This is a genomic window from Methylophaga sp. UBA3613 (assembly GCF_002375415.1).
Classification (GTDB): Bacteria; Pseudomonadota; Gammaproteobacteria; order Nitrosococcales; family Methylophagaceae; genus Methylophaga.
The window spans coordinates 414,510-440,354 of the sequence record NZ_DFLS01000004.1 but is presented as its reverse complement, the minus strand read 5'-3'; the positions used below and the strand labels follow the sequence as shown (position 1 = coordinate 440,354).

General features: G+C 47.1%; 22 protein-coding genes. 7 read left to right on the top strand and 15 right to left on the bottom strand.

Annotated features, from left to right (window positions below; translation table 11 throughout):
• Window positions 1–140: 140 nt before the first annotated feature.
• Genes B3S93_RS04295 through ubiK form a run of 4 tightly spaced genes read right to left on the bottom strand, consistent with a single transcriptional unit; the run spans window position 141 to window position 1,539 of the window.
• A complete protein-coding gene (locus B3S93_RS04295) occupies window positions 141–455 on the bottom strand; it encodes a pyrimidine/purine nucleoside phosphorylase (protein ID WP_136552894.1) in 315 nt (104 codons plus the stop codon).
• A gap of 46 nt (window positions 456–501) precedes the next feature.
• Entirely contained in the window at window positions 502–696 is a 195-nt protein-coding gene (locus B3S93_RS04290) for a hypothetical protein (RefSeq protein WP_292399694.1), read from the bottom strand.
• 2 nt (window positions 697–698) lie between these two features.
• Complete coding sequence (locus tag B3S93_RS04285; RefSeq protein WP_292399697.1) at window positions 699–1,253, bottom strand: hypothetical protein; 555 nt, start codon at window positions 1,251–1,253, stop codon at window positions 699–701.
• 37 nt (window positions 1,254–1,290) lie between these two features.
• Window positions 1,291–1,539: a ubiquinone biosynthesis accessory factor UbiK gene (ubiK, locus tag B3S93_RS04280; RefSeq protein WP_292353981.1), complete on the bottom strand. Its 249-nt coding sequence runs from the start codon at window positions 1,537–1,539 to the stop codon at window positions 1,291–1,293.
• A gap of 259 nt (window positions 1,540–1,798) precedes the next feature.
• On the opposite strand from ubiK, the gene B3S93_RS04275 reads away from it, so the two are divergent.
• Window positions 1,799–2,557: a lipopolysaccharide kinase InaA family protein gene (locus B3S93_RS04275; RefSeq protein ID WP_292399701.1), complete on the top strand. Its 759-nt coding sequence runs from the start codon at window positions 1,799–1,801 to the stop codon at window positions 2,555–2,557.
• Between the two features lie 8 nt (window positions 2,558–2,565).
• Here the strand turns inward: B3S93_RS04275 and B3S93_RS04270 are convergent, their stop codons facing one another.
• On the bottom strand, window positions 2,566–4,026 hold the full coding sequence (locus B3S93_RS04270) for a helicase HerA-like C-terminal domain-containing protein (protein WP_292399703.1): 1,461 nt from the start codon (window positions 4,024–4,026) through the stop codon (window positions 2,566–2,568).
• Window positions 4,027–4,223: 197 nt separating this feature from the next.
• On the opposite strand from B3S93_RS04270, the gene B3S93_RS04265 reads away from it, so the two are divergent.
• Window positions 4,224–4,661: a YhcB family protein gene (locus B3S93_RS04265; RefSeq protein ID WP_292353974.1), complete on the top strand. Its 438-nt coding sequence runs from the start codon at window positions 4,224–4,226 to the stop codon at window positions 4,659–4,661.
• 8 nt (window positions 4,662–4,669) lie between these two features.
• Here the strand turns inward: B3S93_RS04265 and recD are convergent, their stop codons facing one another.
• From recD to B3S93_RS04225, 8 genes are all read right to left on the bottom strand, one after another.
• A complete protein-coding gene (gene recD, locus B3S93_RS04260) occupies window positions 4,670–6,412 on the bottom strand; it encodes an exodeoxyribonuclease V subunit alpha (protein WP_292399706.1) in 1,743 nt (580 codons plus the stop codon).
• The gene (gene recB, locus B3S93_RS04255; RefSeq protein ID WP_292399709.1) at window positions 6,409–9,885 is read right to left on the bottom strand and encodes an exodeoxyribonuclease V subunit beta; all 3,477 of its coding nucleotides are present in this window, start codon (window positions 9,883–9,885) and stop codon (window positions 6,409–6,411) included. Before recB ends, recD begins: the two co-directional genes overlap by 4 nt.
• Window positions 9,882–13,085: an exodeoxyribonuclease V subunit gamma gene (gene recC / locus B3S93_RS04250; RefSeq protein ID WP_292399712.1), complete on the bottom strand. Its 3,204-nt coding sequence runs from the start codon at window positions 13,083–13,085 to the stop codon at window positions 9,882–9,884. The genes recB and recC overlap by 4 nt, the downstream gene beginning before the upstream one ends.
• Window positions 13,086–13,175: 90 nt before the next feature.
• The gene (locus B3S93_RS04245; protein WP_292399715.1) at window positions 13,176–13,736 is read right to left on the bottom strand and encodes a DUF2238 domain-containing protein; all 561 of its coding nucleotides are present in this window, start codon (window positions 13,734–13,736) and stop codon (window positions 13,176–13,178) included.
• Window positions 13,737–13,828: 92 nt separating this feature from the next.
• Window positions 13,829–14,431 carry an HD domain-containing protein gene (locus B3S93_RS04240; RefSeq protein WP_292399718.1) on the bottom strand — a complete coding sequence of 201 codons (603 nt, stop codon included), beginning with the start codon at window positions 14,429–14,431 and terminating at the stop codon, window positions 13,829–13,831.
• Between the two features lie 11 nt (window positions 14,432–14,442).
• Window positions 14,443–15,246 (bottom strand): class D beta-lactamase, encoded by an 804-nt coding sequence (gene blaOXA / locus B3S93_RS04235; protein WP_292399721.1) that lies wholly within the window; start codon window positions 15,244–15,246, stop codon window positions 14,443–14,445.
• A 289-nt stretch (window positions 15,247–15,535) separates the two neighbouring features.
• On the bottom strand, window positions 15,536–16,321 hold the full coding sequence (locus B3S93_RS04230; protein WP_292399723.1) for a lipopolysaccharide kinase InaA family protein: 786 nt from the start codon (window positions 16,319–16,321) through the stop codon (window positions 15,536–15,538).
• A complete protein-coding gene (locus tag B3S93_RS04225) occupies window positions 16,315–17,004 on the bottom strand; it encodes a class I SAM-dependent methyltransferase (RefSeq protein ID WP_292399726.1) in 690 nt (229 codons plus the stop codon). Before B3S93_RS04225 ends, B3S93_RS04230 begins: the two co-directional genes overlap by 7 nt.
• A gap of 229 nt (window positions 17,005–17,233) precedes the next feature.
• Here B3S93_RS04225 and B3S93_RS04220 point away from each other — a divergent pair, with 229 nt between their 5' ends.
• A complete protein-coding gene (locus tag B3S93_RS04220; protein WP_292399729.1) occupies window positions 17,234–17,920 on the top strand; it encodes a VIT1/CCC1 transporter family protein in 687 nt (228 codons plus the stop codon).
• A 45-nt stretch (window positions 17,921–17,965) separates the two neighbouring features.
• Here B3S93_RS04220 and B3S93_RS04215 read toward each other — a convergent pair whose 3' ends face one another.
• Complete coding sequence (locus tag B3S93_RS04215) at window positions 17,966–19,159, bottom strand: sensor histidine kinase (protein WP_292399732.1); 1,194 nt, start codon at window positions 19,157–19,159, stop codon at window positions 17,966–17,968.
• Window positions 19,160–19,245: 86 nt separating this feature from the next.
• Entirely contained in the window at window positions 19,246–19,929 is a 684-nt protein-coding gene (locus B3S93_RS04210) for a response regulator transcription factor (RefSeq protein ID WP_292399735.1), read from the bottom strand.
• Between the two features lie 157 nt (window positions 19,930–20,086).
• Here B3S93_RS04210 and B3S93_RS04205 point away from each other — a divergent pair, with 157 nt between their 5' ends.
• From B3S93_RS04205 to B3S93_RS04190, 4 genes are read left to right on the top strand one after another with little or no spacing between them, the layout of a single operon-like run.
• A complete protein-coding gene (locus tag B3S93_RS04205) occupies window positions 20,087–21,343 on the top strand; it encodes a TolC family protein (protein ID WP_292399738.1) in 1,257 nt (418 codons plus the stop codon).
• A complete protein-coding gene (locus tag B3S93_RS04200) occupies window positions 21,340–22,431 on the top strand; it encodes an efflux RND transporter periplasmic adaptor subunit (protein ID WP_292399740.1) in 1,092 nt (363 codons plus the stop codon). The genes B3S93_RS04205 and B3S93_RS04200 overlap by 4 nt, the downstream gene beginning before the upstream one ends.
• Entirely contained in the window at window positions 22,431–25,517 is a 3,087-nt protein-coding gene (locus tag B3S93_RS04195; protein ID WP_292399742.1) for an efflux RND transporter permease subunit, read from the top strand. The genes B3S93_RS04200 and B3S93_RS04195 overlap by 1 nt, the downstream gene beginning before the upstream one ends.
• A complete protein-coding gene (locus B3S93_RS04190) occupies window positions 25,514–25,843 on the top strand; it encodes a DUF3240 family protein (protein WP_292399744.1) in 330 nt (109 codons plus the stop codon). Before B3S93_RS04195 ends, B3S93_RS04190 begins: the two co-directional genes overlap by 4 nt.
• The last annotated feature ends 2 nt before the right edge of the window (window positions 25,844–25,845 follow it).

Below are 25,845 nucleotides of genomic sequence, written 5' to 3'. Positions count from 1 at the left end.
ACAATCGAATGCTAAGGTTTGTATATGACCGATAAATGAAGGTTAAATGACGATTTAATGACAGAAGGTGTGGTAAAAGACATAAAAAAACCGCCGTACTGCAACATACGGCGGTTTAGCAAAATCATTTTCAATACAATTTAATCAAGATAACTGCAGCAATAATCGACTAATTCGGTGATTTCGATATCAAATGATGAATTAGCCGGTACATTGAATGACTGACCGTAGGTAATCGGTGTCCACTCGGTGTCGCCATCGAGACGGTAGCGCAGCTGGCCGGCGAGAATTTCCATTAACTCGGCTTTCTCGGTGCCAAATTTATATTCACCCGGCATCATAATGCCAAGCGTTTTATAGCTGCCATCCTCAAAGGTGACTTTGCGGCTGGTGACTTTGCCATCGAAATAGATATTGGCTTCACGGGTTACCGTGACATTTTCAAATGTAGACATAGGATTCTCTAATGATAAAAATGTGGAGAAATATACGCCGGAGTTATCAAGGTGTCATCCAGTCTTTCATCTCTTTAAAGCCTTTTGGCACTTCATAGACGTAAAGCGTATCGGTTTTGGTTTCTGACCAGGTAGCACCATTACGATCTACGTAATGAATGGTGTCACCCTCTTTTTTGATTGCATAATGTACATAGGGACTGCTTGATTTAGGGTCGGTAAACACAAAACCATGCTGCATTTTTAACGGTACGTCCCTATCAACTCCTTTCTGAAAGGTGCCCAATGCCTGGGTAACCCGCCACCAATAGTAATCGTAGCGTGTGGCATTATCTTTATATTCCATGGCTCGGATATGCTTTGGGCCTGCATATCAGCTTCTTCATGCCAATAGCCATTCAATTCCTGTGCACTTATCTGCGGTGGACGCACAAAGTTATAAAGTCCATTTTTGAAACTGAAGCTTTGTTTCTGCCAGTCCACTTCGGTGGTAATGGTTTTATTGGTTTTTTTGCTGCCCTCTGCAGGTATCATCGTCAACTGATCATCAGCTGATAATTCAACCTGATAGGTATTCTGTGGATCAGCTTCACCGGTTGGTGATAAAAATGCGATGCCATTATCAAAGGTTAAAACCCCACGTCCTGAGGTATCCACCCAATGTCCTTCAAGGCTTTGCTTATGGTTTTGACTGATCGTAGCGGCAGATTGTGAAGACGTATCTGCCTGAACGCCTGCCAGCATTGGCATGATCAACACCAGCAGCGCTGATGGGATCAAAGTCACTGATTTTTTCATTTCTCTACTAACGTCCTTTTTAGTGATGGTAAAACGTTTATTTTGTATTGAGCTGTTCCAGTTCTTCTACACGTTTTTCCAGTGCTTCCAGCTTTTCACGAGTACGTAGCAACACCTGCGACTGCACTTCAAACTCTTCTCTGGTCACTAAATCCAGCTTGTTAAACGTAGAGCTCATTGCAGCACGAATATTCTTTTCAGCGTCTTCACGCATCTGCAGTAAGCCTGGTGGCAAGGCACGGGTAATAGTGTCGGCGATTTCATCGAATTTTTTCGGATCTATCATGAGGCTTCCTTTAAGTTTGGTTACTCAAGCTTATTCTACTGTAAAGCAGAATAGACTGACATTTTGGTGACAGCTTTGACTAATAAAAATCTGCTCTTGAAAGCGTAAAGCGCTAAAAAAATCTGAGTTTATAACGGTAATCCTAAAAAAAAATAACACTATTTATTACAGAACTATTACAAATGACTTGAATATTCACTTGGTTATGCAATATCCTCAGATACTGGTTTATATTAGTGGCGCTAGGACGGTATCTAAATTGCTTCTTACAGACGACTCAGCTTCCCAAAAAAGCAGTCTTAACTTTGACTCACTGTGGCACCTTTATACCAACTGGTTTGAAGAACCCAACGTACGTCGAGGTGGCTGGAGTGGCGTTATAAAACAACCTATTCAGGTTGAGTCGGGAGCCGTCGAGGTTTTTATCAAACGCCAGGAAAATCACTCCAGTAAAACGCTATTACATCCTTTTAAAGGTCAAGCTACCTTCTACAAGGAATACCGCAATATCAGGCGTTTAACCAAAAAAAAAATCCCCACCCTGAATGCGCTGTTCTTTGGGCAGCGTGGCATGAAAGCCATCCTGGTGACCAAGGCACTTACTGATTATCAACCGCTGGATATCGCTTCACTGAAACTGGATCGCCAGCAAAAACGTGCATTACTCACTGAAGTTGCCAAAAACCTGAGATTAATGCATCAGCATCACTACCAGCACAATTGTCTGTATCCAAAACATATCTTTGTTAAATATGTGAATGGTGCATGGCGAGTCCGGTTTATTGATCTGGAAAAGCTCAAATGGCAACTTTTTAAAAGAAATGCCATTCATCGCGATTTGATTACGCTTTATCGCCACTCTGGTGGTAACTGGTCCGAAAAAGATCGTCTGTTTTTTTTCCGCGCTTATCAGCAGGAAGCAAAACTTTCAAACCGTTCCAAAAAATTATGGCGAAAGTTACAAATGAAAAATGCCACAAAAAGTAAAATGATTTTTACTGAATTGTCAGCGACATAACTAAAAAATCATTTTCCTCTCAACAGAGAACCTAATATTCCACGCACTAAGCGTCGACCAATCTGACTTCCAATCGAGCGCATCGCGCTTTTGGCAAAGGCTTCAAATATTGATTGACGATTACTCGCACGCGATGGTTTCACCGTTTCCTTCATTGCTTCATTCTTTTCTGCCAAAGCTGCCTGCTGCATTTTTTCAGCGCGTTCAGCTAGCACTTCATGGGCAGACTCACGATCCAAAATCTTGTCATACACTCCGGCTAGCAGAGAGCTTCGCAATAATTGCTGACGTTGTTGAGGCGTAATGGGTCCAATCTGACTTTGAGGAGGCTTGATCATGGTGCGTTGCACAATCTGCGGACGCCCCTTTTCATCCAGCATTGATACTAGGGCCTCGCCAACGCCCAAATCAGTTATCACATCCGTGGTGGAAAACGCCGGATTATCACGAAAGGTTTCTGCCGCGGCTTTAACTGCTTTTTGATCTTTTGCGGTATAGGCACGCAGGGCATGTTGAATACGATTCCCCAGCTGTCCTAATACACTATCGGGAATATCAGTCGGATTCTGCGTCACAAAATAGACGCCAACACCTTTGGATCGAATTAATCGCACCACCTGTTCAATCTTGTCCAGCAGTGCTTTGGGTGCATCATCAAATATCAGATGCGCTTCATCAAAAAATAACACCAATTTGGGTTTTTCCGGATCACCGATTTCCGGCAACTGATCAAACAATTCGGCCAGCAGCCATAATAAAAAGGTGCTGTATAACTGCGGTGACTGCATCAATTTATCGGCTGTCAGCAAATTAATAACGCCTTTGCCATGCACATCGGTTTGCAGCAAATCATCGAGATTTAATACCGGTTCCGCAAACAGCTTGTCCGCCCCCTGCTCTTCCAATACCAGTAACCGGCGTTGAATTGCCCCCACACTGGCCGCAGAAATATTGCCATATAACGTCCTGAATTCGCCTGCATTTTCAGCGACGAACTGCAGCATGGCACGTAAATCCTTCAGATCCAGCACCAGCCAGCCATTATCATCCGCTACCCGGAATATCAGTGTTAACACACCTTGCTGCGTATCGTTGAGATTCATCAACCGGGATAACAGTAATGGGCCCATATCGGAAATGGTGGTACGAACAGGATGCCCCTGTTCACCGAACACATCCCAAAAGGTGGTTGGAAATCCCGAAAACTGAAAGTCCTCCAGCTGCATTAAGGTGACACGTTCACTGATTTTAGGATGCGGTTTACCAGGCTGACTAATACCAGATAAATCGCCTTTAATATCCGCAGCAAACACGGGTACACCAATATTACTGAAAGCTTCAGCAAGTCCCTGAAGGGTCACGGTTTTCCCGGTGCCAGTAGCCCCAGCCACCAGACCGTGCCGATTGGCCATTTGGGGTAACAAAAAAACCGGCAGCTCAGCCTGTCCTACAAACATGGGTTGTGCCATATGCTCTCCTTATCTGTGCCAATTCGGTCTCGAAATCCTGATGGGATATTAAACACTTTAAATGTCTCGTATATCAGCTTATCGGTTTGCGGACTATTCTGATGCAAGCTATGCTGTAGTCAGTCACAGCAGACTATCTGCCACATCGTAACGTTAAATAATAAGCTTTTTAGTAAAGATTTCATTAGGGATTTGTCATGACATCAATCGAAATATGGGCCATCGGCATTGTTGCAGCAGTAATTACAGGTATTTTGGGGTTTCTGTTGGGTCGGCGGCAACCCGTTGGCAGCCCGGAACAGATGAAACAACTGACCCAGGCGCATGAACGTCAATTAGCGCAGACGCAAGCCGAACTGGATGCCTATCGAGAAGAAGTGCATGCCTATCACGAAAAAACAGCCAATCTGTTTGTATCAATTGCAGCACCTTACAAAGAAATGTTTGATCATCTGACTGAAGGTTATGACAAGCTTGGTAATTTCACCGAACGCAAAGTATTACCCGATCGTGCCGGTGCATTACTGGATGGTCCGGATGCCAATAAACATATCCCACCCGAGCTGACAGAAGATTTAAAACCTAACCCCGATTACAGCAAGGTAAACCCGACGGCTGTACAAAAGGATTATTAACAAATCGTCTAGCGGATATTGGCGAGTAACCGCGCCAATCCGCTTTCCCTTTGATGTCGACGTAATACTGCCTGCTGCAAAACAGGCTGTGTCGACAGGATATTCACGTTTTGCCTTGCTCTGGTAAGCGCGGTATAAACCAGCTCCCGACTTAACACGACCGAATCTTCCTGGGGTAATAACAGTGAGACGTGGTCAAACTCTGATCCCTGGCTTTTATGTACCGTCATCGCAAACACTGTTTCATGGGCCGGTAAACGGCTTAATGGCAACCAGCGTAACTCCTCACCGAATAGAAAACAGGCCTGCAGTTCCCCTTCGGCAGTCGGCAAAACCAAACCAATATCACCATTAAACAGATTCTGCCGATAATGATTCTGCGTAATCATCACTGGCCGCCCCGGATAATATGGCTGCGCTGTTCTCCAGCCACGTTTTGCCAGAAGCTGGCTCATCAGTTGATTCACCGAATACACCGATTGCGCTCCATTTTTCACCGCACAAAGCATCCGATACGCTTCAAATGCCTGAATACAACTCACCGCATCTGCCCGTTTTTCGATAGTCTCAATAAAATGCTGATATCCGTTGAGTAACTGGGCCTGGATATTCTCTGTTGAGGGCACAGTTAAGGCGGATAAGGATTGATTTACCAATAAATCCGTTACCTGTTCAGCATCTCCTCTATTGACTGCCTGAGCCAGTTGACCGACCTGCCCTCCCGCTGCAAAACGATAGCTGTGCTTTAATTTGACCAGCGAATCCTGCAAGGGATTGTCATCTCTCGAAACCGGTAGCTCTATTTCGCTGATCTGTTTCACCCAGGATCGGAAATCAGCCGAAAAATCCGGTGTGTCGGCACATAAGTTAGCGAGTACTGCGCCGGATTCCACTGAGGCTAATTGATCACTGTCGCCCAATAAAATCAACCTTGCGTGCAATGGTAAGGCTTTCAGTGTAATTGCCATCAGATTGATATCAATCATCGACGCTTCATCAACAATCAGCACATCAACCGGCAATGGACGCTCTGCTGAATAGCGCCCCTGATCAAAACGTGCACTGATGCCCAGTAAGCGATGCAGCGTTTTAGCAACATATTGCTCACCAGTATGCTGACTGATTGCTTGTTGCAGTCTAGCCGCAGCTTTTCCTGTCGGGGCCGCCAAAGCTACCCGTGGTTTATCGTCGTTTAATTGCAGACATTGCAGAATTTTTAACACCACCGTGGTTTTCCCGGTGCCTGGACCACCTGAAATCACACACAACTGTCGGCGTAACGCACTTAATACCGCAACTTTCTGCCAGTCGGTATCGGGCAGATTATTTTGCCACTCCACCATAAATGTCGACAGATTTTCTGCTGCTGGCAGGGTGTCCCCGTCCTTCAATCGCCTTTGTATGGCAATTGCTACCTGTTGTTCTGACTGCCAGTAGCGATATAGATATAACAAGCCATCGGATGTCAGTACTAAAGGTTTAAATTCGCCAGGAGCACCGATAACCTCACTGTTTTGCAGAAGCTCCAACCACAGTGACGCTTCAGGAATCGCGCTCTGAATAACCGGATTAAGTGATTGGAAGTCATTCAGATTCAGGCACACATGCCCTTCACTAATGGTTTCGCTTAGCAGTCCAGCCGTCAGGGTAACGATTGACTCTTCATTCTGTTGTTGACGACTAATATAGGCTGCAAACTGATAAGCCAGCTCGGAAACCCCCGCTTCTCGCAGCAGTTTCAAGGCATTCATTGAACACCTGCCATAAGCTGATCCACTGCTTCCAGTAATGTCCTGTCCAGCCGGTCAAAAAACACACCGGTTTGTGACCACTCCGGCTGCATGCCACGTAAAAACAGATAATAAACGCCACCAAAATGCTGTTCCGGATCATAATCCGGTAAACGTTGTTGCAGATGTCGATGTAACGCCAGACTGTAAATCAGATATTGCAACGGATACCCATGACTGAGCATCGCATTCTGCAAGGCTTCACCTTGATACTGTGACTGTTCTGACCCCAAGTGATTGGATTTATAGTCGGCCACATAAAAACGGCCCTCATATTCAAATACCAGATCGATAAAGCCTTTCATAAAGCCGGTGAGTTCGTGAAAGTGCAGATCGGCTGCTAGTTTCTGCCAGATAGAATCTTTGGCCGTCTGCTGCAACGCATTTTTTAAGCCGGCCACATTCAAACCGGCCACCGGAAAATAAAACGCCATTTCATTAATCCGCTGACTTGCCGGTAAATCAGATAATCGCACACCATTGTCGGCATTCAATGGTGTCTGCAACACCGCCTGCAACCAGTCAGTAACCACTTCAGTCCAGTTTAAATCCAGACCAAACTGTGGCAGTAAACGCGATACCGTTTGGCTGATTTGGCTGTTATCAGCTGAATCAAATTCAATATTTTCCAGACATTTGTGCAGGAAATTACCGGCCTGACGCCCCCGTTCAAAGCCAAATCGATCTTTGCTGCTCCGTTGTAAAACCATCTCGGTTTCTACCGTCACCGGTTCAGCGTCGTAATCGGGTTGTTCTGAGACATGGCCGCGACTTAACAACGAAAAACTACCAATCCGCCACGGTTTATGGATTTCGCCTTTAAAGCGGCGAGCCTGATAAATGGCAGTGCCTGACTGAGCAGACTGATATACCACGGGTGGCTGAGGCTGATACTGCGTCACGGCAATACTGCCTGCACTGCTAGCTGCCAGACGGTGTAAATCGTCACGCATGCCCTCTGAACTTTCACCATGCAAAAGTTGGTAGAGAGCGGATTTCTGCACATCTCTGACATTGCCCCAGACAATTACACAGCGTTCTCTGGCGCGGGTTAACGCTACATACAACAGACGTAATGATTCAGCCTGCTGTTCCTGTTCTGCCACTAACTGCGCTTCGGATAAAAGCGGTTCGGCCAATGCAACACTGGGCTGATGCTGATTTCGTGGATCATGAAATTCAACGATATCCGTCTTGGTTCTATTGGATTTTGCTGTCCAGTTAAATGGACAGAATACAATTGGATATTCCAGCCCTTTACTCGAATGAATGGTCATGATCTTGACCAGCGCCGCATCACTTTCCAGTCGCAACTGCGCTATTTCGTCTTCTGTCGCACTGGCTTCCTGCTGTCTGGCAAACCACTGATTCACTGCTTCAATATGATTATTCTGCCGGGCGGATTCAGCCTGGATTAATTCGGCAAGATGCAGAAAGTTGGTTAACTGCCGTTCCCCATCCGCCTGTTCCAGTAACCGTTGCAGACCATTATCCAGCTGCAGTAATGACCGGAACATCGCCATAAAACCCGATTGCTGCCAGCGTTGCTGTAACAGTTGCAGCTGATCCATTAATGCATTCCAACGTAATTCATCCTGCTGAATCGCATACAGCTCTTCCGCAGAGTACTGAAATAATGGACCTGCCAATACTGTGCTGAGTCGTTGATGATGATCGGGCTGTGCCAATGCCAGCATTAAGCAGGACAGATCGGCAGCCTGCCGGGAAGCAAACACATTTTCCCTACCCTGCTGCACGCTATTAATGCCTCGACGCCGTAATGCCTGCTGAATCAATTCGGCTTGTGCATGGTTGGGCACAAGAACGGCAATATCGCCACCTGTCAGCGGTCTTGTCTGTTGACTGTCTTCATCCAGCAATCGAGCTTTATTGTCGGCAGCGAGATTCAGTAAGCGGGCAATTTCGTTAGTAGTCACTTCGACTGCCGTGCTTTTCATAGGGTCAATGTTTAACGGTTTGTCGCTCTCCACATAACAGAATTGCAAGGCCGCCTGCTCGCCTTCATCGACTTGCAAAGCCGGCTTTTGATCACGCGAAGCATCCACTTCGACAAACGGGATTTGCTCATAAATAAACGGCGTAGCGGTTTGCATAAACAGGCGATTAACCGCACCGACTAACGAAATATGTGAGCGCCAGTTTTTACCTAATGTATAGGTTTCATCAGCATCCTGTTTCGCTTTGAGGTAGGTGAAAATATCGGCGCCACGGAAGCTGTAGATCGCCTGTTTGGGATCACCAACAAAAAACACCGGCAGATCACTGTCAGCAAAAACCCGCTGGAAGTTATCGTACTGAACCGGATCGGTATCCTGAAACTCATCAATCAAAGCTGCTTTGAACTGTTCACGCAATCGTGTAATTAACCACTCACCTTGTGGGCCTTGCAGTGCCTGAGAAAGGTTGATCAACAGATCATCATAGGACTGCACCTGCTGCTGGATTTTCTGTTGTGGCAGTTGTTCCCGGATATAACTCAGTAAATGCAGGCGTAAATGCTGTAATTGCAATGCCCGAACAGTGTCCAGATCCTGATAACGTTGTTTTAACGTATCCATAGCTGACCAGAATCTCAGCTCTGGTAACGCCGTGCCTTTTTTCAAACTGGCCTCGGCTTTTTCCAGCGTGGCCAACTCCAGCAGTTCATCCCAGGCTAACGGACAGGATTGTTCATTGAAAACAAGTTGTAGTAGAACCAGCAGTCTTTCAACTTTTTCAGGTTTGTAACTGGTTTTGCTCAGACCACCACTGTGCAGAAAGGCAGTAATCTGTTCAGACTCTTTTTGCCAACATTGGCTGACATGCCAAAAGGCATTATTCAATGCTTCGGTGATCGCCTCTGCATCAACTTCCGGTAACGACTGAATCTGCAGATAGGGTTTCGCCACCAGATTACGGATCGATTGCAGCAGGCTTTCCGGAGTTTGTTTTCTGGCTAGTAAATAGGCACTGAAATCGCTATCCGCCTGCACCACATTTTGTCGCCAGAAGTCATCGGTAACGGAGAGTAATAACTCACGGTCATCACCAATCAAATCCATTTCAAACGGACTGCCAGACTCAAAGGCAAAGTCCTTGAGCACCTGCTGACAGAAACTGTGAATGGTGTAAATCGCTGCTTCGTCAAAACTCTGAATCGCCAGATCCAGTCGTTTCAAATCTTCGTTGCGGTGTGGCTGTTCATTCAGAATCAGTTTGCGTTCGTCACTGAGTTTTTTACGCAGACGATCCCGCAACTCCTGTGTTGCAGCTCGGGTATAGGTGACCACCAGAATCTGATCGACATTGAGCTGATGTTCCAGAATCAAACGCAGATACAAGCCGGCCAGAGTAAAGGTTTTGCCGGTGCCGGCACTGGCCTCAATCAGATTGACATCGTGAAGCGGTGTTTGCAGCAGATCAAACTGTTTCATAGCTTGTCTCCCTGCAGCGCATCCCATAAAGGCTCATACACTCGCAGCGCCAGGTCACGGAATTGATCATTCAACGGTAAGTCGTTGAACAGTAATTGATGATAGGGATCAGACTCTTCCCCCTGGTGAAATCTTGAGGATTGCCAGGCTTTATACGCTTCTTTCTCCGGATCGGCTTTTCCGGTATTCAGCTCTGCTAACGCATAAGCCATGCTGGTTTGTGGCATTAGTGGGATGGGTTGATGCAAGCCTTGCCAGTATATCGTCAATAAATCGGCCAGCAATTGTTCCGGCTCGTTCACAGGGTTCAGTTGCAGATAGTTGTCTTCACATTGTAATTGGCTTTGTAAGGCCACACCTTCAGGGCTGACACAATTCAACACCAAATGCGAACACCACAAACCTAACAGATCCTTGGCTTTCATTTTCGCCAGCCGGTAATGCAACAGCCCGGATGTTGAAAGTCCCTCAAGCTGGCCGGTCAAGGTGAAGTCACCAAGATCAAATTCAAAGGCCAATGGTTGCATTGTCTGAGAGCTGGTTAACGGTTGTAACTTATCAGTAAAGGCATCGACCGTTTCCAGCTGCTGATCAAATAACAAATCGGCAAAATGTCCTTGTGGTAATACCCCTGTCGCCTGTATCACTGGTTGGATCTGCGCTTTATCCAGTGCGTTTAATCTGCCCTCCAGCATTTGTTGCCGGACAGACCAGGCTTCCAGTCCATTTAAAACAAATGGTTCACGAATTTCCAGCGTCGCATCATCATTTTCAAAGTTGATACCCAGTCGCTGCTGGGCCAGAAATCTTGCCGGATGACTGAAAAAGCTGATCAGTTGATGCAGACTGACAAAGCGCCAGCTTTCATCCGCTTCAGGCAGTGGTCCGGCAAACCAGTTTGTTGCTTCAGACAGTTTTTTTACTGGTGGACAGGCCTCAGTATTAAAACTGAATAATGTTTCATGCTGCCCCGAAAAATAGCGTGGACTAAACGCCTGTAAGGGATGTCGCGTAAGTAACTGCTCCCAGATCTCAGTGCCGTCAACGGTCTGAAAGCGCCTGTTAAGCACATCGGCAAAATCACTGACCAGCACCGACGGTGGGATCGGCGAGTTATCATGAATACTGGCCCCCACATAGCTGATATAAAGATGCCGATTCGCTGAGAGAATTGCTTCCAGAAATAGATAACGATCATCATCTCGACGTGAGCGGTCACCCCGCCGATAATCGCTGGAAAGCAAATCAAATCCGGGTTTGGGCTGGCGTCGCGGATAGCTGTTGTCATTCATGCCTATCAGGCAGACCACATCAAAGGGAATGCTACGCATCGGCACCATATCGCAGAAAGTCAGGCCGCGGCCCATAAACTGATGCTCGGCACTGGGCAGTTCAATATGCAGGTCCAGCCAGTCGCGCAACAGCTCAATCGATATTTTTTGTTCAAAACCAACTAGCACTGCCGCTTCGGTCAGCGAATCTATCGCTTTCAAAATCGCATCCAGTTGCAGTTGCTCGTTTTCTTCTCGCACCGAAAACAATTTACGCAGCCAGTCCATAAGCAATATTTGCCAGTCAGACGGCGTTCTCGGCCGCTTTAATTCATTACGTAATTGGCTGAGTTGATCAATAAACGCATTGAGCTGCGCCATTAATTGGGCACGATCACCGGATATACCACCGACTGGTAACTGCGCATTAAATAACTGCCATTGATCACGTTCGGCCGGGGGTAAGGCATATCCCAGTAATAATCTGTCCAATCCAGCTCGCCAGGTATTGGCATCCAACGCAGGTAAACCCAATGCCTGCTTGTCCTTGCCATCCAGTCCCCAGCGGATCTGGGTTTGGCGTAACCAGCCACGAATGGTATCCAAATCTGTATGGTCCAGTCTGAACTGACGCTGGATGGCCGTACATTCCAAAAGCCGCATAATGGTCTCAGCATCAAACCGGGATTGGGGCAGCCCGAGTAAATCGGTAAATGTCTCAATAATGGTCTGCTGTTGTGCATCACCCCTATTAGCGATACTGAAGGGAATGAACCGTTCAGCAGGCTGGCTACTGAAAACGGCTTCTATCGCCGGAGCATACACTTCGATATCCGGTGTCATCACCACCACATCGGTGGGCGATAAATTGGGGTGTTTTTCAAATAAGTTTAATAATTGATCATGTAATACTTCGGCTTCACGCATGGCGCTGTGGCAACTATGGATCTGGACGGAATCGTCATCACTGGCCACGGCCACCAGCTCATCTGCATTATCCAGCTGATAGATATCCTGCTTAAGCTGGCTCAGGATGTCAGTAGCCTGGGGTTGCAGGTACAGCATCTCCGCTTCATGAGGAATCGCCTGTAGCTGCTCAAAAAATGTCTGGCCAAGTTTGCCCAGACTGGCCAGTAAAGGATGGCCGTTATCAGTGAAGTCATCTTCATCATCAAACAAAAGTCGTTGTTTAGCCTGTGACTTCTGATTCAGCAGATCACCCCAATAACCTTCACTGGGAGACAGAAAGTAAATTGAAACCTCGGTGAGTTGAGCAATTTCTGCCAGCAAATCCAGATAGATGGGTGGCATCGCTGTCAGCCCGAAAATGGCAATCCGCGGGGGTAATATTGAAGTTGGAAACTGTTTGCTTTTAAGTGCCTGTTGCATCTTCTGCAGTAAACGCGCCCGGTGCATCGGCTCAGGATCATCCCTGGTTAACAACTGCCATAAAGCACCTTGCCAGTTAGTTGTTTTACCTGCTTCCCAATTGGCAATCCAGTCAGGACGATACATTAGATACTGGTCAAAACTGTCAGCAATGCGTTGTGACAAATCCAGCATTTTCCGAGCATCATCTGCTTCGCCAAGATAACGACTGATCGCCTCAAATTCCGGCTGGTTTTTGATCGTTGGCAGCAATTCGAAGATTTTCAGGCTCATCGCATCGGTTGAATACGGCGATTCGCGGGGAATATCCGGCCAGACCTGGCGAAATAACTTCCACAACCAGGCAGATGGAAACGGAAATTCAATATGTGCAGCAATCGATTGGTTTGAGGCCAGGAATAAATTAAGCCAGCGCGCCAGCTCGTTACTCTGCACCATCACGGTTTCAGCCTGCAGAGGTGGCAAAGGATTCTGTTGCTGGTTTTCCGCCAGATGTGCAGCCAGCTGCGACATCGAATTGCTGTAGACCACTTTCAGCATATTAGTTTTTTCCTGACCAACCCGGTATGTCCATCATCATTTTTAATGCTCGAATATTCATTACACTGCATCCTTTCGGGTCCAGTTTAATCAGGATGGTAATTTGCTCAATTGGCGATTATGCATACCTGAAAGGAATACCAGCGCCACGATGGCACCAACCAGAGCCATTGCCATATCTGACTGGGTATCCCATATATAGCCTTGCGTCCCTAAAAATGCTTCGGCTGCTTCATTGCTTAGTAAAGCAACCCACCACTCAATAAGTTCATAAAAAGCACTGAAAGCCAGACAAATCGATAAAATAAACACTACCAGCCAAACTTCGCCATTGACGACATGTTTTCGCTTTAATATTTCTCTTGCCAGTAATGCCGGCACAAAGCCCTGAAAGAAGTGGCCCACCTTGTCATAATTATTTCGCTCAAAGCCCAGCAAATTATCAAATAAGGGGACTTCGGCGTAGGTATAGTGGCCACCAACCATCAACACGATGCAATGTAGCAATATGAGCAGGTATAGCAACGGCGTTAATCGAAATTGCTGATACGTGAATAACAAAACGGCACCACCGATTAGCGCTGGCAATACCTCAAGAAACCACGTTAACTGGTCTTTTGGCTCAATACCTGACCAAACCAGTGTGCTCACAAACACTACTATCCAAAGTATTTTAATAGGTCAGTCCTCTCACCACATCGTTATCCGTTTAATATCAACTAACTCAACGGCATTATGCTTGCTCAGTCATTCACTAACCAGCCTTTTGCCTCTGCCCGTTCGATATTGTCGGTTATCCACTGATGAATCTCCGGAAACAACTCAGCAATGAAAGCATGTGCTCCTGCGACCTGCGACTTTCTCACACTGTGCTCTTTCCACGGTTTGCCATCATTATTAATATTCAATAAAAATGGCAGTAATCGATCAACAACCTTAAGTAACATCGCCTCCCTACTGTTACCCAACTCCTGCTCTTCCCATAAATCGCTAAGATCGTTAATACTGTTTCCCGGATGATCGCTTAACCGTTGCAGACAAGAGCGTTCAGCATGGTGGGCTGCACTACGATCCTTGGCATATAGAAACGTATCGCCCGCATCAATTTCACCCAAATCATGGACGAGCGCCAACTTTAATAATGTTTCCATATTGAGTTGAAGCTTGAAATGATTAGCGATGGACCAACAAGCCATCGCCAAATGCCAGGAATGTTCTGCCGAGTTCTCGCGACGTTCACCGCCGGTAATAAAACTACGCCGTTCCACATGTTTAAGCGCATCCAACTCAAGTAAAAAGTCTGTGATTTCGTTGAGCTTTGTGTCTGTTTTATTCTCAGGCAACATTATTTGTCCATTTATTTACTTTGGGGCAGAGCTTCGATGGATTGCAGCACTTTGCGAACGATCGCTTCGCGTTTGTGCAAGTCCTCCAGCCGATTGGGTGTATCAATGTTCAACGCAAAAAACACTGGTCCAGTCGGCCATTCAACCCAGCCTACCCACCAGCCAATTTGTCCTTCCCATCCGCTTTTGGCCCGGAGTATCCACTCTTTTCCAGCTTCAACGATCATAATATCTTTGACCAGACGCTGATCCGCTTCGTCAAACGGCAACTCATTTAAATAGAGTTTTTTCAGAAACTGAACCTGCTCCTGAGCGGTAATTCGCAAATTACCATCTATCCAGTAGGTACTGGTGTCTCCTGATGGATCGGCATTGCCATAGTGGATTTTGGTCAGATATTCCCGAGCTTTATCCTCACCGATCTGTTTACCAAATAACTCATATACCCACACTGCAGAATTGCGCATGGAAGAACGCAAGTCCTGATCCTGATTATGTATTGCGAAACTACGTTCAACCCCATCCCATGGAAACACCTGAAACTCATCCTTTACCACGCCAGCATCCAGAGCAAACAACGCATGCGGTATCTTGAAGGTTGATGCAGGTGGTAGACGTTGCTTGGATCTCGGTTCATTAAATACCATCAATTTGGCGTTGTCTTTACGCTCATCCAGCACCACAATTGTGCCTTGCGCAGCATAGTTATCAAAAATTGTCTGCCAGTCAGGTCGCTCTTCACTATTCAATTGAGCAAACGCATTGCTACACCCTAGAAGAATAAAACCAAGCAAGCTAACCACAGGGATCTTCATAAACATTCCGTTGACGTTTCAATATAAAAAAGGCGCCAAAGCGCCTTGTATGAAAGTGATGTAATTTGAAAATTAAGCGTTGCCATTTCGCCAGCGGGGGACGGATACCTGAGAGGCAAACATGGCCATATCCTAGACAAGATTCTGATTGATGTCATCAGCTTTAACCTGCTTCATGACGCTTTTTATCTGGATAAATTGTTCTTAGCTAGAGCCGTTCTTATATCGAGATATCTTAATCTAATGGCCTTAATTCATTAGCCTGGCTAGATCTGCTTTTGTACCTGAATCAAGGCATAAATACTGATTGAAACTGTTTCCTGGAATTCGCTTTCTGTTGAATTTTTTTGCACATCTGATGAATCATTTTTTTAGACGTTAACGAAATTTTCTGTTGACCGAAATATGCTTGAAAAAAAAACACGATATCTCTAGCCGTCCAAAGCCCATTTAGATGTCGGATAAAGGTTGTCAGATCATGAATGACTGCATTTTTTTTAAATAATCGATATTTTAACTTCTCAAGATCGATAAGTTTTACATCCCATTCATTGTATTGATACCTAACCATAATATGTTTTGGATAGAGACAATTATGCTGGTAATGAAATCGGTGTAGATGATGAATCAATTCGGCAATACGAATAATTAGCGCTTTCCTCTCCCGTCCATTAAGCGTCTGAAAGTCAATTTCATCAAGGCTTGCGTATCCTTCTAAAGCTTTTGTAACCAAAATAGCTTTGGACGACCTGACACCAAAATATAAAACATCCAGCGTTGGGATACTTTTGGCATGCAGTGATTGAATATTATGGTATTCGCGCAGAAAGGTTGGAATACCTTTAATTGGATGCTTCAGTGTTCTTGTCATGTGGTTTTCTTGGCGCTTGATAAAGACTTTTTCGGGTTTACCCAAGCGATCAACTACACATTTAACAACGCCACTCCAGCCTCCGCGACGAATATTGGGAGCTTCAAACCATGGTGCATTGTTACGCCAAAGCACATCGAAAGTATCGCTGCTGTTGTTTGCAGCAGAGCCTAATAAACTGCTTTGATTGATGCTTTTCAGCATGACATATTCTCATCTTTTTCGAGAATATAAGTCCGCCACATCGCATATTTCGGCAGGAAATCCAGATGGTTTTTTATACGAAAACCAGCTTCCTGAAATTCTTTTTCAATAATATGCTGGGGAATGACAAAGCGGTTTTGATATGATCGTTTAGTTCTGTTGGATTCGAGTTTTTTACGTTTCCATGCTTTCACATTGCCATCCACCCACAACGAGACAATCACTGTTGATTTGGTGACGCGGTGAAATTCTTTTAACAGCTTAAGACGGTCTTCAGATTGACCAATATGATGTAACAAACGGATGCAGAAAATATTATCTACATAACCGTCACTAACTGGTAACGAAAAAGCAGACGCTTTAAAGGTATGTATTTTCTTTGAGAGATGTTTTTCACGATATTGCAACCCAATATCAATCATCTTCTGACTATTGTCGCTGGCGTAGACTATTCTTTCAGGGTTTTCCGTCAGTACCTTCCAAAAGCGTCCTGTTCCACAAGGGACATCAAGCACACTCAGCGGATCACCCGCAATTTTTAAGGCTTTTCTGGCGATCTGTTGATCTCGCCAGTTTGACAATTTTCTTGCTAAACCATCTGCATGCTTATAAAAGTAGGCTTTTGCATGAAGTTCATTATATTTTTCTGAAAATTCAAGTTGAGTGGTATCCAGGTTTGACATATATGACATGCTCACTCTGATAAGGAAAGGAAGTGGCATTGTCTGTCTTCATGCTTAAGAGAAACTTAAGTTTTTTGGACGACTATCGGATCGAAATCATGAATACTGTGAAAGTGTTTTCCATGCATCTTATTACAAATAAGTTTATGTTTATAAAACAGTAAAAGTCTGCCGCATATATCTGCTTTCAAACATATGCATATAAACAATCAACATCGGAAGATCCTTAATGATAAAACATACTGAATCTCATAAAACGCAACATGTTGGTTGGCTTCGTGCCGCGGTAATGGGAGCAAATGATGGCATTGTTTCCACAGCAAGCCTTATTGTTGGTGTGGCGGCGGCAGGTGCATCAACGGAGATCATCTTTATGACAGGCGTAGCAGGCCTGGTTGCAGGTGCTATGTCCATGGCCGCAGGAGAGTATGTCTCCGTTAGTTCACAGGCTGATACTGAAAAAGCCGATATTGAGCGTGAACGCGTCGAGTTAGCAACTGATCCGCTTCATGAGTATGAAGAATTGACCGCGATTTACATTCATCGCGGTCTGGATAAATCTCTTGCTCAGCAAGTAGCAAAACAGCTGACGGATAAGGATGCTTTGGTTGCTCATACTCGAGATGAGCTGGGAATTTCTGAGGAATTTACCGCTCGTCCAGTACAGGCCGCGTTATCATCTGCTATTACCTTTACAGTTGGCGCGCTGCTACCCTTGATGGTGGTGCTGCTGGTCTCCAGTAATCAATTGATACTAAGTGTTTCCATCAGTGCTTTAATAGCATTAGCGATTTTGGGCGCATTATCAGCAATGATTGGGGGAGCGCCCGTTGCAAAAGCCGTCTCACGTGTGGTGTTTTGGGGGGCGTTAGCAATGGGACTGACGGCTTTGGTTGGTCGTTTATTCGGAGTGTAAGCCCCTCTTAGAGAGTGTTTCTGCAATAGCTTGCCGATAATCTCCTTAAAAAGGTTTAGGTTTTTGCTTAATTTTTTGCTGGAAAATCACTTTAACTATTGTTCCGTGACCGAGCGTGCTATCTAATGTCATCGTCCAGTGCAATCGATCACAAATTCTTCTAACGAGATTCAATCCCAGCCCTGTCCCACCAACCTTGGTACTGTAACTCCGTTCAAACACCTGATTTAGCTTGTCGGCTGGGATACCTTCACCCGTGTCGCTAATCGAAAATTCATTGTCGCTAATGTGAATCCGTATGATTCCTCCCTGAGTATGCTCGATAGCATTTCGCAGCAGATTGCTAACGGTTATCTGCACCAGATTAACGGGTAGAAATAATTGCGGCGTGCCAACGTAATCACGTTCAATCAGCAATGATTGGTCAGCTATCTGTCCGGCATAATCTTCCAGACATTGCTCTACCAGGGCCGCGAGGTCGATGGAGCTGTCCTGATGGATCTGGCTGCTTTCTTCGCGTGATAAAAGAAGCGTCGCTTCGATGAAGGCAAGCATTTCTGTACAGGCTCGGTTTATACGCTCCAATGCTCGCTGCGACGCAGGGCTATGCGTATCGGCCGAGAGTACATCCAGGGCCCCCATCATCACGGTCAGCGGCGTGCGTAACTCGTGACTTGCCGCTGCAGTAAAAGATCGCTCCCTTTCGACAAATTTCTCTAAACGTTCCTGATATTTGTCAAACGAGGAAGCAATCTGACCGATCTCCGTGCCGACATAATCAACAGCAATACGTAAGCCGGTTTGTCCCGGCTCAATATCTATGAGTCGTCGCGACAGATTCTGCACCGGTGCTAATATTGCCCTTGTAGCACTCAACCCCATAACAATCGCCACGATCAATACCAGAAAAAGACCATAGAGAAGCATACGTAATACAGCATGTTCCTGTGCTTCCCACTCGGTAATATCGTAGGTCAAATAAACAGGACTCCCATTCCATTCGCCCACTTCAACCTGATAAACCGAATCCCCCATTGAGACCGTGTGATGAGATCCTGGCTCCAACTCAGCGAACTCTGGAGCAATATTGGTGTTTTTATCACCAATAAGAAATTCCCAGCCGGTGAATAATGCATTTTCATGATAACTGCCATCATCCAGTTGCGCCGTTAGCACTCGCAACTGCTCAGCGACCATGTCACCGAAAACTCTTGCCTCCAGTTGTGACTTGATCAGCAACACCCCTCCTGCAAACAAAAAACTAGTGATGCTGACGATGAGTACAAGTGCAGTGAGTATTCGAAATTTAAGGGATGCGTTAGATTTCATGGAAGTGATGGCTCGGCAACCAGTCGGTAGCCCGCTCCATGAATAGTGTGAATCAGTTTGGTGTCGAACGGTTTATCAACCACATTGCGCAGGCTGTAGATGTGCATCCGCAACACATCATTATCGGGCAGCATATCTCCCCAAATGTGCTGCTCCAGTTCTTCACGGGTGACAACACGATGAGTATTTCTCATCAATAGCTCCAGCACTTTGCGTTGAACAGGATTGAGTTCCAAAAGCTGACCAGCTCTTGTCGCAGCAAGTGTCTGGGGATCGTAGTGTAAATCACCCACTATCAATGTCCGTGGTGTGTGTGAGCTGCCACGTTTTATCAGTGCCTGCAGCCGCACCTCGAGCTCCTTCACTGAAAAAGGTTTCACAAGATAATCATCGGCCCCCGCCTGAAATCCCTCTAATTTATCGTCAAGCTGATCACGGGCTGTCAGCATCAGCACCGGCACATCGTTGCTGCCTTCACTCCGCAGACGCCTGCATACCTCCATGCCATTAAGTCCTGGCAACATAATATCAAGGACAATCACGTCATAACGCTCGCTCAGCGCGAGCTTCAAACCATGTGGTCCAGTCGCAGCAAAATCGAGCACATGTCCCTTAGGTTCGAGATAGTCAGCAATGTTTGCTGCAATGTCGCGATTGTCTTCGATTACCAGCACTTTCACTGCCACCCCCTACACCAATCAATAACTTTGTCAGTGTCCATCGGCCCATGTCAAAAAAAAGTCAACTCAACGGGTTGACAATTTATTTACAACTTCTGACTTAGGCTGACGTAAAAGCTTTCACCCTATCCCAACTGACAAAGGGAAACATTACAAAGTGAAAAAAACACACATACAACGCCTTAGAGCATTAACCATTTTAGTTGCGCTCATGACCACGCCAAATCTGCACGCTCAGGAACTAGATCATGCGCCACTTATCAAGGCTCAAGATTTAAATTTTACTACCCTGCTGGAACAGACGTTAGCCCATGCCCCTGAAGCTTTGGAAACCGAAGTACGGACAGAGCAGGCGCAGGCCATGGTAGATGTTGGTGAAAGCTGGATTGCTGGCCGGCCAAGCGCGCAACTGGACTATATCGATGATCAAATGCTCAGTAACCTCGGTGAACGCGAGCTCACTTATGGCATAGCTCTACCGCTGTGGCGATCGGGAGAGAGAAATTCCATGCAGGCCCGGGGACAACAATACAATGCCCAGGTAGCAGCGTGGCAAAAAGCTTTTACTTTGACTATGGCAGGAAAACTACGCCAGGTACTGGCAGACATGCAGGATGCAGATACTCTGTTAACCACAGAAAAACAGGCTACAGCAGATGCTCGGCAACTATTGTCAATCGCTGAGTCCTTACATGCTGCAGGCGAAACCGCACGGCGTGATGTTTTACAGGCTCAAACATTGCTGCTGGCCCAGCAACGAAATGAACTGGCAGCAGAAGCTGCTCGTGTTGATGCTGAACGTAAATATCAGATGCTGACTGGTCTGAATAGGCGACCAGCAAAGCCGCATATCGAATCCCTCCTAACAGCTGAAGAAGTCAGCCCAGAACATCCTTTGTTGCGGCTGTTAAGAAGCGATATTGATCTGGCAGCAGCCGAAATCGACAAGACAGAATTGGATGCACTAGGCAGCCCCACTCTCAGCATCGGGTCACGGCGTCAAAGAGCCGGTAATCAGAACGATTATCAAGATGCCTTAGCACTCTCATTGACAATCCCCTTCGGCGGTCGCGCACATGTCAATGCTTCAACAAGTTCGGCACGTCGCAACAAGGTCGACGCTGATGTGCGCTACCTCAATACTTACCGTGAATTAAACCTGCAACTTCATGAGGTTGCCCACGAGCTTTTCACATTGAATGAATCTCTGCCACTCAGCAAGGAGCAGGCCCAGCTGGCTCGTCAGCAGTGGGAGATGGCAAAAACCGCTTTCGTTACCGGCGAGACCGATATAAGTCAGGTAGTCATCGCCTTGCAGCAGTCGCGCCGGAGTGCCCGTGAGCTTGAAGTGATTACTCTGCGACACGCCCGCCTGATTACTGAATTTAACCAAATCGTTGGAGTCCTGCCATGAGCTTTTTTTTCCGCAAGAAATTCATTGTGGTTGTTTTGGCAATTTTTTCTGCATCTCTGAGTGCTCAGGAGATCGTGCCTATTAACAGTGAAGATGTAACCAGGATGGGGATTGTCTTTGCTCCAGCCATACCAGTGGACACGAGCTCCGGCGCACGATATGCCGCGACAGTCGTCAACTCACCGGACAGTGCAGCAAGCCTGACAACTCCTTGGGCCGGTACACTGGTTTCATGGAACCTCATACCTGGGCAGAGTGCAACTGCTGGCACTATTCTCGCCACCTTCAGTAGCCCTTCCATCTTGCCCCTGCAAAATACCTGGATAGATGCCGTCTCCGCTCTGAAAGGAGCCGACTTCGAACTGCGCAAAGACGAGTCTCTATACAAAGATGGCATTATCTCCAAACAGCGTTTGACAAAAACCCGCCTGCTAAAGCAACAAGCCGCGTTCGCTGAACGTACTGCGCGATCACATCTGGCACAAGGCGGTTTCGATAGCGCAAAACTAGAGGCGCTGCGCAATCAGGGTTCGGGCCTGGGAGAATTCTATTTGGTGGCGCAGGAGGATGGCGTCCTTTCACAGCGCATGTATAACGTCGGCAGCTATGTAGAGGCTGGACAAATCATCGCTACGCTGAATGCAGGTACTCGCCGTTGGGTCAGCACTCATATTCCTGCCAAAGCAGCAGAAGCATTGGAGATTGGCCATCAGCTGAGTATTGCCAATAGTGGCGAGACGTTGACGTTGCGCCAGAAGGATCTGGTCATCGACAGCAGTAATCAGACGATTAAATTGCTGGCGGAGTTTAACACCAATACTTCTTTCACCACGGGGCAGGTCTTATCTATTGTGCTGCCACCGGTCGACAATGGTGTGCTCATTCCTGACCGTGCGGTCGTGCATACCGGCGGTGAAACGATAATTTATGTACGAACAGCTGCAGGGATTGAAGCACGTACTCTGGAACTACAATCCATCGGCGCTAACTATCTGGCATCCGAAGGCATTGCGGTTGGCGAGGAGATCGCCATTCAGGGCACCGCTGTTCTCAAGGGGATTCAACTCGGTTTGGGTGGAGCTGAATAATGCTGTCTTCACTTATTCAATGGTCCCTCAGTCAGCGTCTGCTGGTTTTATTGCTGTCAATATTGTTGATTGGTTTTGGTGGTCGTGCACTGCTCAATATACCTATTGATGCCTTCCCCGATATTTCGCCAACACAAGTCAAGATCATCATCAAGGCGCCGGGTATGACTCCGGAGGAAGTTGAGTCGCTTATCACACAACCTGTGGAAGTAGAATTGCTGGGTATTCCATACCAAACCATGCTGCGCTCTATATCCAAGTATGCACTCACCTCAATCACACTGGATTTTGAGGACGGTACGGATATTTACTGGGCGCGCCAGCAGGTTAGCGAACGGCTCAGCAATGTCTGGGACAATCTCCCCGGAGGCATCAGCGGTGGACTGGCACCGATGAGCACACCACTGGGCGACATGTTTATGTTTACCATCGACAATCCATCCATGACACTGGAGGAAAAGCGCTTCCTGCTCGACTGGACCATTCGTCCGGCGCTGCGTAACGTGCCCGGAGTTGCTGATGTGAACTCGCTCGGCGGCTTTGTGCGCACCTATGAAGTCAAACCTATTCGTGAAGCCATGAGAGCAATGGGTGTTAACTTGCAGGATATCGCCGACGCACTCAGCGCCAACAACAAAAATGATGGTGCCGGACGGATCGACCAGGGAGAGGAAGTCATTCTGGTTCGTGTAGAAGGGGCGATTAACGGCTTTGAAGACATCAGCAATACCTTCGTCGTCAACGCTGAGGGTGATCGCATTCCGCTAGCAGAAGTGGCACGTATCACCACTGGGAGTATGGAGCGCTATGGCGCAGTTACGGCGGATGGTGGAGCAGAAGCTGTGCAGGGCCTGGTGATCGGCCTGCGTGGCGCCAATTCCCGTGAAGTTGTACAAGGCGTTAAATCCAGGCTGCAGACGTTGCAAGATACCTTGCCAGAGGGCACACAGATCAGCGTTTTTTATGATCGTACGGTACTGATCGAAAGTGCGGTAGGCACCGTATCTTCTGCCCTTCTGGAAGCTGTAGTTTTGGTAATCATCCTGCTTGGCCTGTTCCTTGGCAATGTGCGTGCCGCCCTCACTGTGGCTATCATCCTGCCCTTATCCGCCTTATTCACTTTCCTCATGATGGGAAAGATGGGGATGTCAGCCAATTTGATGAGCCTGGGGGGGCTGGTTATCGCCATCGGCATGCTGGTCGACTCATCCATCGTGATCGTCGAAAACATTGTGTCATCCCTCGCGCATCAGCGCGGCACACGTAGACTGCCACACCTGCATATTATCTACCGTGCAGTGCGTGATGTAGCAGCACCTGTGGCTTCCGGTATTATCATCATTGTCATCGTGTTCCTGCCGCTACTGACACTGGAAGGGCTGGAAGGAAAGCTTTTCGGGCCGGTAACCTTAACCATCATCTTTGCGCTGCTGGGATCGCTGCTGCTATCCCTGACATTGATTCCCGTCATTGCATCATTCCTTGTCCGCTCTGATGCCCATTCTGAGCCTTGGCTGAGCCGGACTCTGGCAAAAACCTATAAGCCTTTGTTGCACAAAGCACTGCTGCACCCCGTCCTGGTTTTAAGTGCCGCAGGCGTTTTGCTGGCAGCCAGCTTTGTGGTGTTTCCACTGGTAGGCAAAACCTTTATGCCCACCATGGATGAAGGCGATATCCTCATCCAGCTGGAAACAATTCCTTCGATCAGCCTCGAAGCGAACACTCGCATCGTGCGTCAGGTTGAACGTGCGATTCTCGAAGAGGTACCGGAGGTTGCACGCATCGTCTCTCGTATCGGTTCTGATGAGATGGGCATGGATCCTATGGGACTGAACGAGACTGATATATTCCTGCAGTTGCGACCCGTTGAAGAATGGGGTGTCGCCACCAAGACAGAACTTGAACAGCAACTTCGGGAGGTAATGGAGCGTTTCGTCGGCCTCAATTATGGATTTACACAACCGATCGACATGCGCGTATCGGAGATGCTCACTGGCTCGCGGGGTGATGTCGCTATCAAATTGTTTGGCCCCGACCTGTCTACCCTTAACACCCTTGCGCAACAGATCGCCACGCAGGTAGAAACCATTCCGGGTGCTATTGATACTTTTGCCACACTCAATGAGGGATCTCAATATCTGCAGGTGAGCATCGATCGCATTATGGCAGGGCGGCTGGGATTAAATGCTGATGCACTGCAGCTCCGGCTGCGTGCTGAGATTGAAGGTGTCAACATTGGCAATGTCATTGAAGGAAGTGCACGCATTCCTCTCATGCTGCGTTATGGAGCCATTGAAGGTGATGGTCTGGCACATTTAAATGATAGTTTCATTGACTTGCCTGAAGGCGGCAAGATTCCGCTTTCAGAGATAGCACGTGTGGTACGTGTCGAAGGACCTATTCTGATTTCCCGTGAATCCGGTCAGCGTTTCAGCGTTATCCGCACCGACGTAGCAGAACGTGATCTGGTGGGCTTTGTAGAAGAGGCACAGAAGCTGATCGCAGATAATGTCGAGATGCCGGATGGATACCGTCTGGAATGGGGCGGTGAGTTCGAAAATCAGCAGCGAGCAGCCGCGCGACTAATGCTTGTGGTGCCGCTTGCACTTGCATTGATCGCATTGTTGCTGTTTCTGACTTTTCATTCCATCAAACAGACGCTGATCATTTTGTCCAATATTCCCTTTGCCCTGACAGGAGGACTGATCGGTTTGTGGGTGACAGGTGAGTTCCTTTCTGTACCAGCATCGGTGGGCTTCATCGCCCTGCTGGGTATTGCAGTATTGAACGGCGTGGTGATGATGACCTACTTCAATCAATTACGAGCCAAAGGTCTGGATATTGCCACGGTGGTAACGGAAGGCGCACTGCGACGGCTACGTCCGGTGATGATGACTGCTACGATCTGTGCTTTCGGCCTGGTACCACTGCTGCTTGCTACCGGTCCAGGATCAGAGATTCAACGCCCATTGGCGATCGTGGTCATCAGTGGACTAATCAGTTCCACCCTGCTCACCCTTTTCATGCTTCCAATTATTTATAAAGCATTTCATCGTCCTCTTAACAACCCTGGAGACCGCGTATGAACACGTCCCCCCCTGAACATATCAAAGAGGAAATCAGCTTACTGATGCTCAATGTTGCGCCGGAACTAGAGGAAGATCTGGTTGATTACCTGCTTTCCATTGAGCAGATAGTCGGTTTCACCTCTTATACAGTTTATGGTCATGGCCAGCATCAAGGACTCAGCGTGGCTGAGCAGGTTTCGGGAAGGCGCAAGCGTTCTCAATACGAATTGATTGTCAATGAGTCGTTCATACCTCTCATTCTCGCTGGATTGGCCGAGGCAGTGGGCCGTGACATCATCTATTGGCAGCAAGCTGTCAGTAATTTCGGCAGGATAGAAGGCTAATA

What these genes read in the sequence shown, in the direction of transcription:
- B3S93_RS04295 (WP_136552894.1), bottom strand. Translation starts at nt 455, where the DNA reads ATGTCTACATTTGAAAATGTCACGGTAACCCGTGAAGCCAATATCTAT.
- B3S93_RS04290 (WP_292399694.1), bottom strand. Translation starts at nt 696, where the DNA reads ATGCAGCATGGTTTTGTGTTTACCGACCCTAAATCAAGCAGTCCCTAT.
- B3S93_RS04285 (WP_292399697.1), bottom strand. Translation starts at nt 1,253, where the DNA reads ATGAAAAAATCAGTGACTTTGATCCCATCAGCGCTGCTGGTGTTGATC.
- ubiK (WP_292353981.1), bottom strand. Translation starts at nt 1,539, where the DNA reads ATGATAGATCCGAAAAAATTCGATGAAATCGCCGACACTATTACCCGT.
- B3S93_RS04270 (WP_292399703.1), bottom strand. Translation starts at nt 4,026, where the DNA reads ATGGCACAACCCATGTTTGTAGGACAGGCTGAGCTGCCGGTTTTTTTG.
- B3S93_RS04265 (WP_292353974.1), top strand. Translation starts at nt 4,224, where the DNA reads ATGACATCAATCGAAATATGGGCCATCGGCATTGTTGCAGCAGTAATT.
- recD (WP_292399706.1), bottom strand. Translation starts at nt 6,412, where the DNA reads ATGAATGCCTTGAAACTGCTGCGAGAAGCGGGGGTTTCCGAGCTGGCT.
- recB (WP_292399709.1), bottom strand. Translation starts at nt 9,885, where the DNA reads ATGAAACAGTTTGATCTGCTGCAAACACCGCTTCACGATGTCAATCTG.
- recC (WP_292399712.1), bottom strand. Translation starts at nt 13,085, where the DNA reads ATGCTGAAAGTGGTCTACAGCAATTCGATGTCGCAGCTGGCTGCACAT.
- B3S93_RS04240 (WP_292399718.1), bottom strand. Translation starts at nt 14,431, where the DNA reads ATGTTGCCTGAGAATAAAACAGACACAAAGCTCAACGAAATCACAGAC.
- blaOXA (WP_292399721.1), bottom strand. Translation starts at nt 15,246, where the DNA reads ATGAAGATCCCTGTGGTTAGCTTGCTTGGTTTTATTCTTCTAGGGTGT.
- B3S93_RS04230 (WP_292399723.1), bottom strand. Translation starts at nt 16,321, where the DNA reads ATGCTGAAAAGCATCAATCAAAGCAGTTTATTAGGCTCTGCTGCAAAC.
- B3S93_RS04225 (WP_292399726.1), bottom strand. Translation starts at nt 17,004, where the DNA reads ATGTCAAACCTGGATACCACTCAACTTGAATTTTCAGAAAAATATAAT.
- B3S93_RS04220 (WP_292399729.1), top strand. Translation starts at nt 17,234, where the DNA reads ATGATAAAACATACTGAATCTCATAAAACGCAACATGTTGGTTGGCTT.
- B3S93_RS04200 (WP_292399740.1), top strand. Translation starts at nt 21,340, where the DNA reads ATGAGCTTTTTTTTCCGCAAGAAATTCATTGTGGTTGTTTTGGCAATT.
- B3S93_RS04195 (WP_292399742.1), top strand. Translation starts at nt 22,431, where the DNA reads ATGCTGTCTTCACTTATTCAATGGTCCCTCAGTCAGCGTCTGCTGGTT.
- B3S93_RS04190 (WP_292399744.1), top strand. Translation starts at nt 25,514, where the DNA reads ATGAACACGTCCCCCCCTGAACATATCAAAGAGGAAATCAGCTTACTG.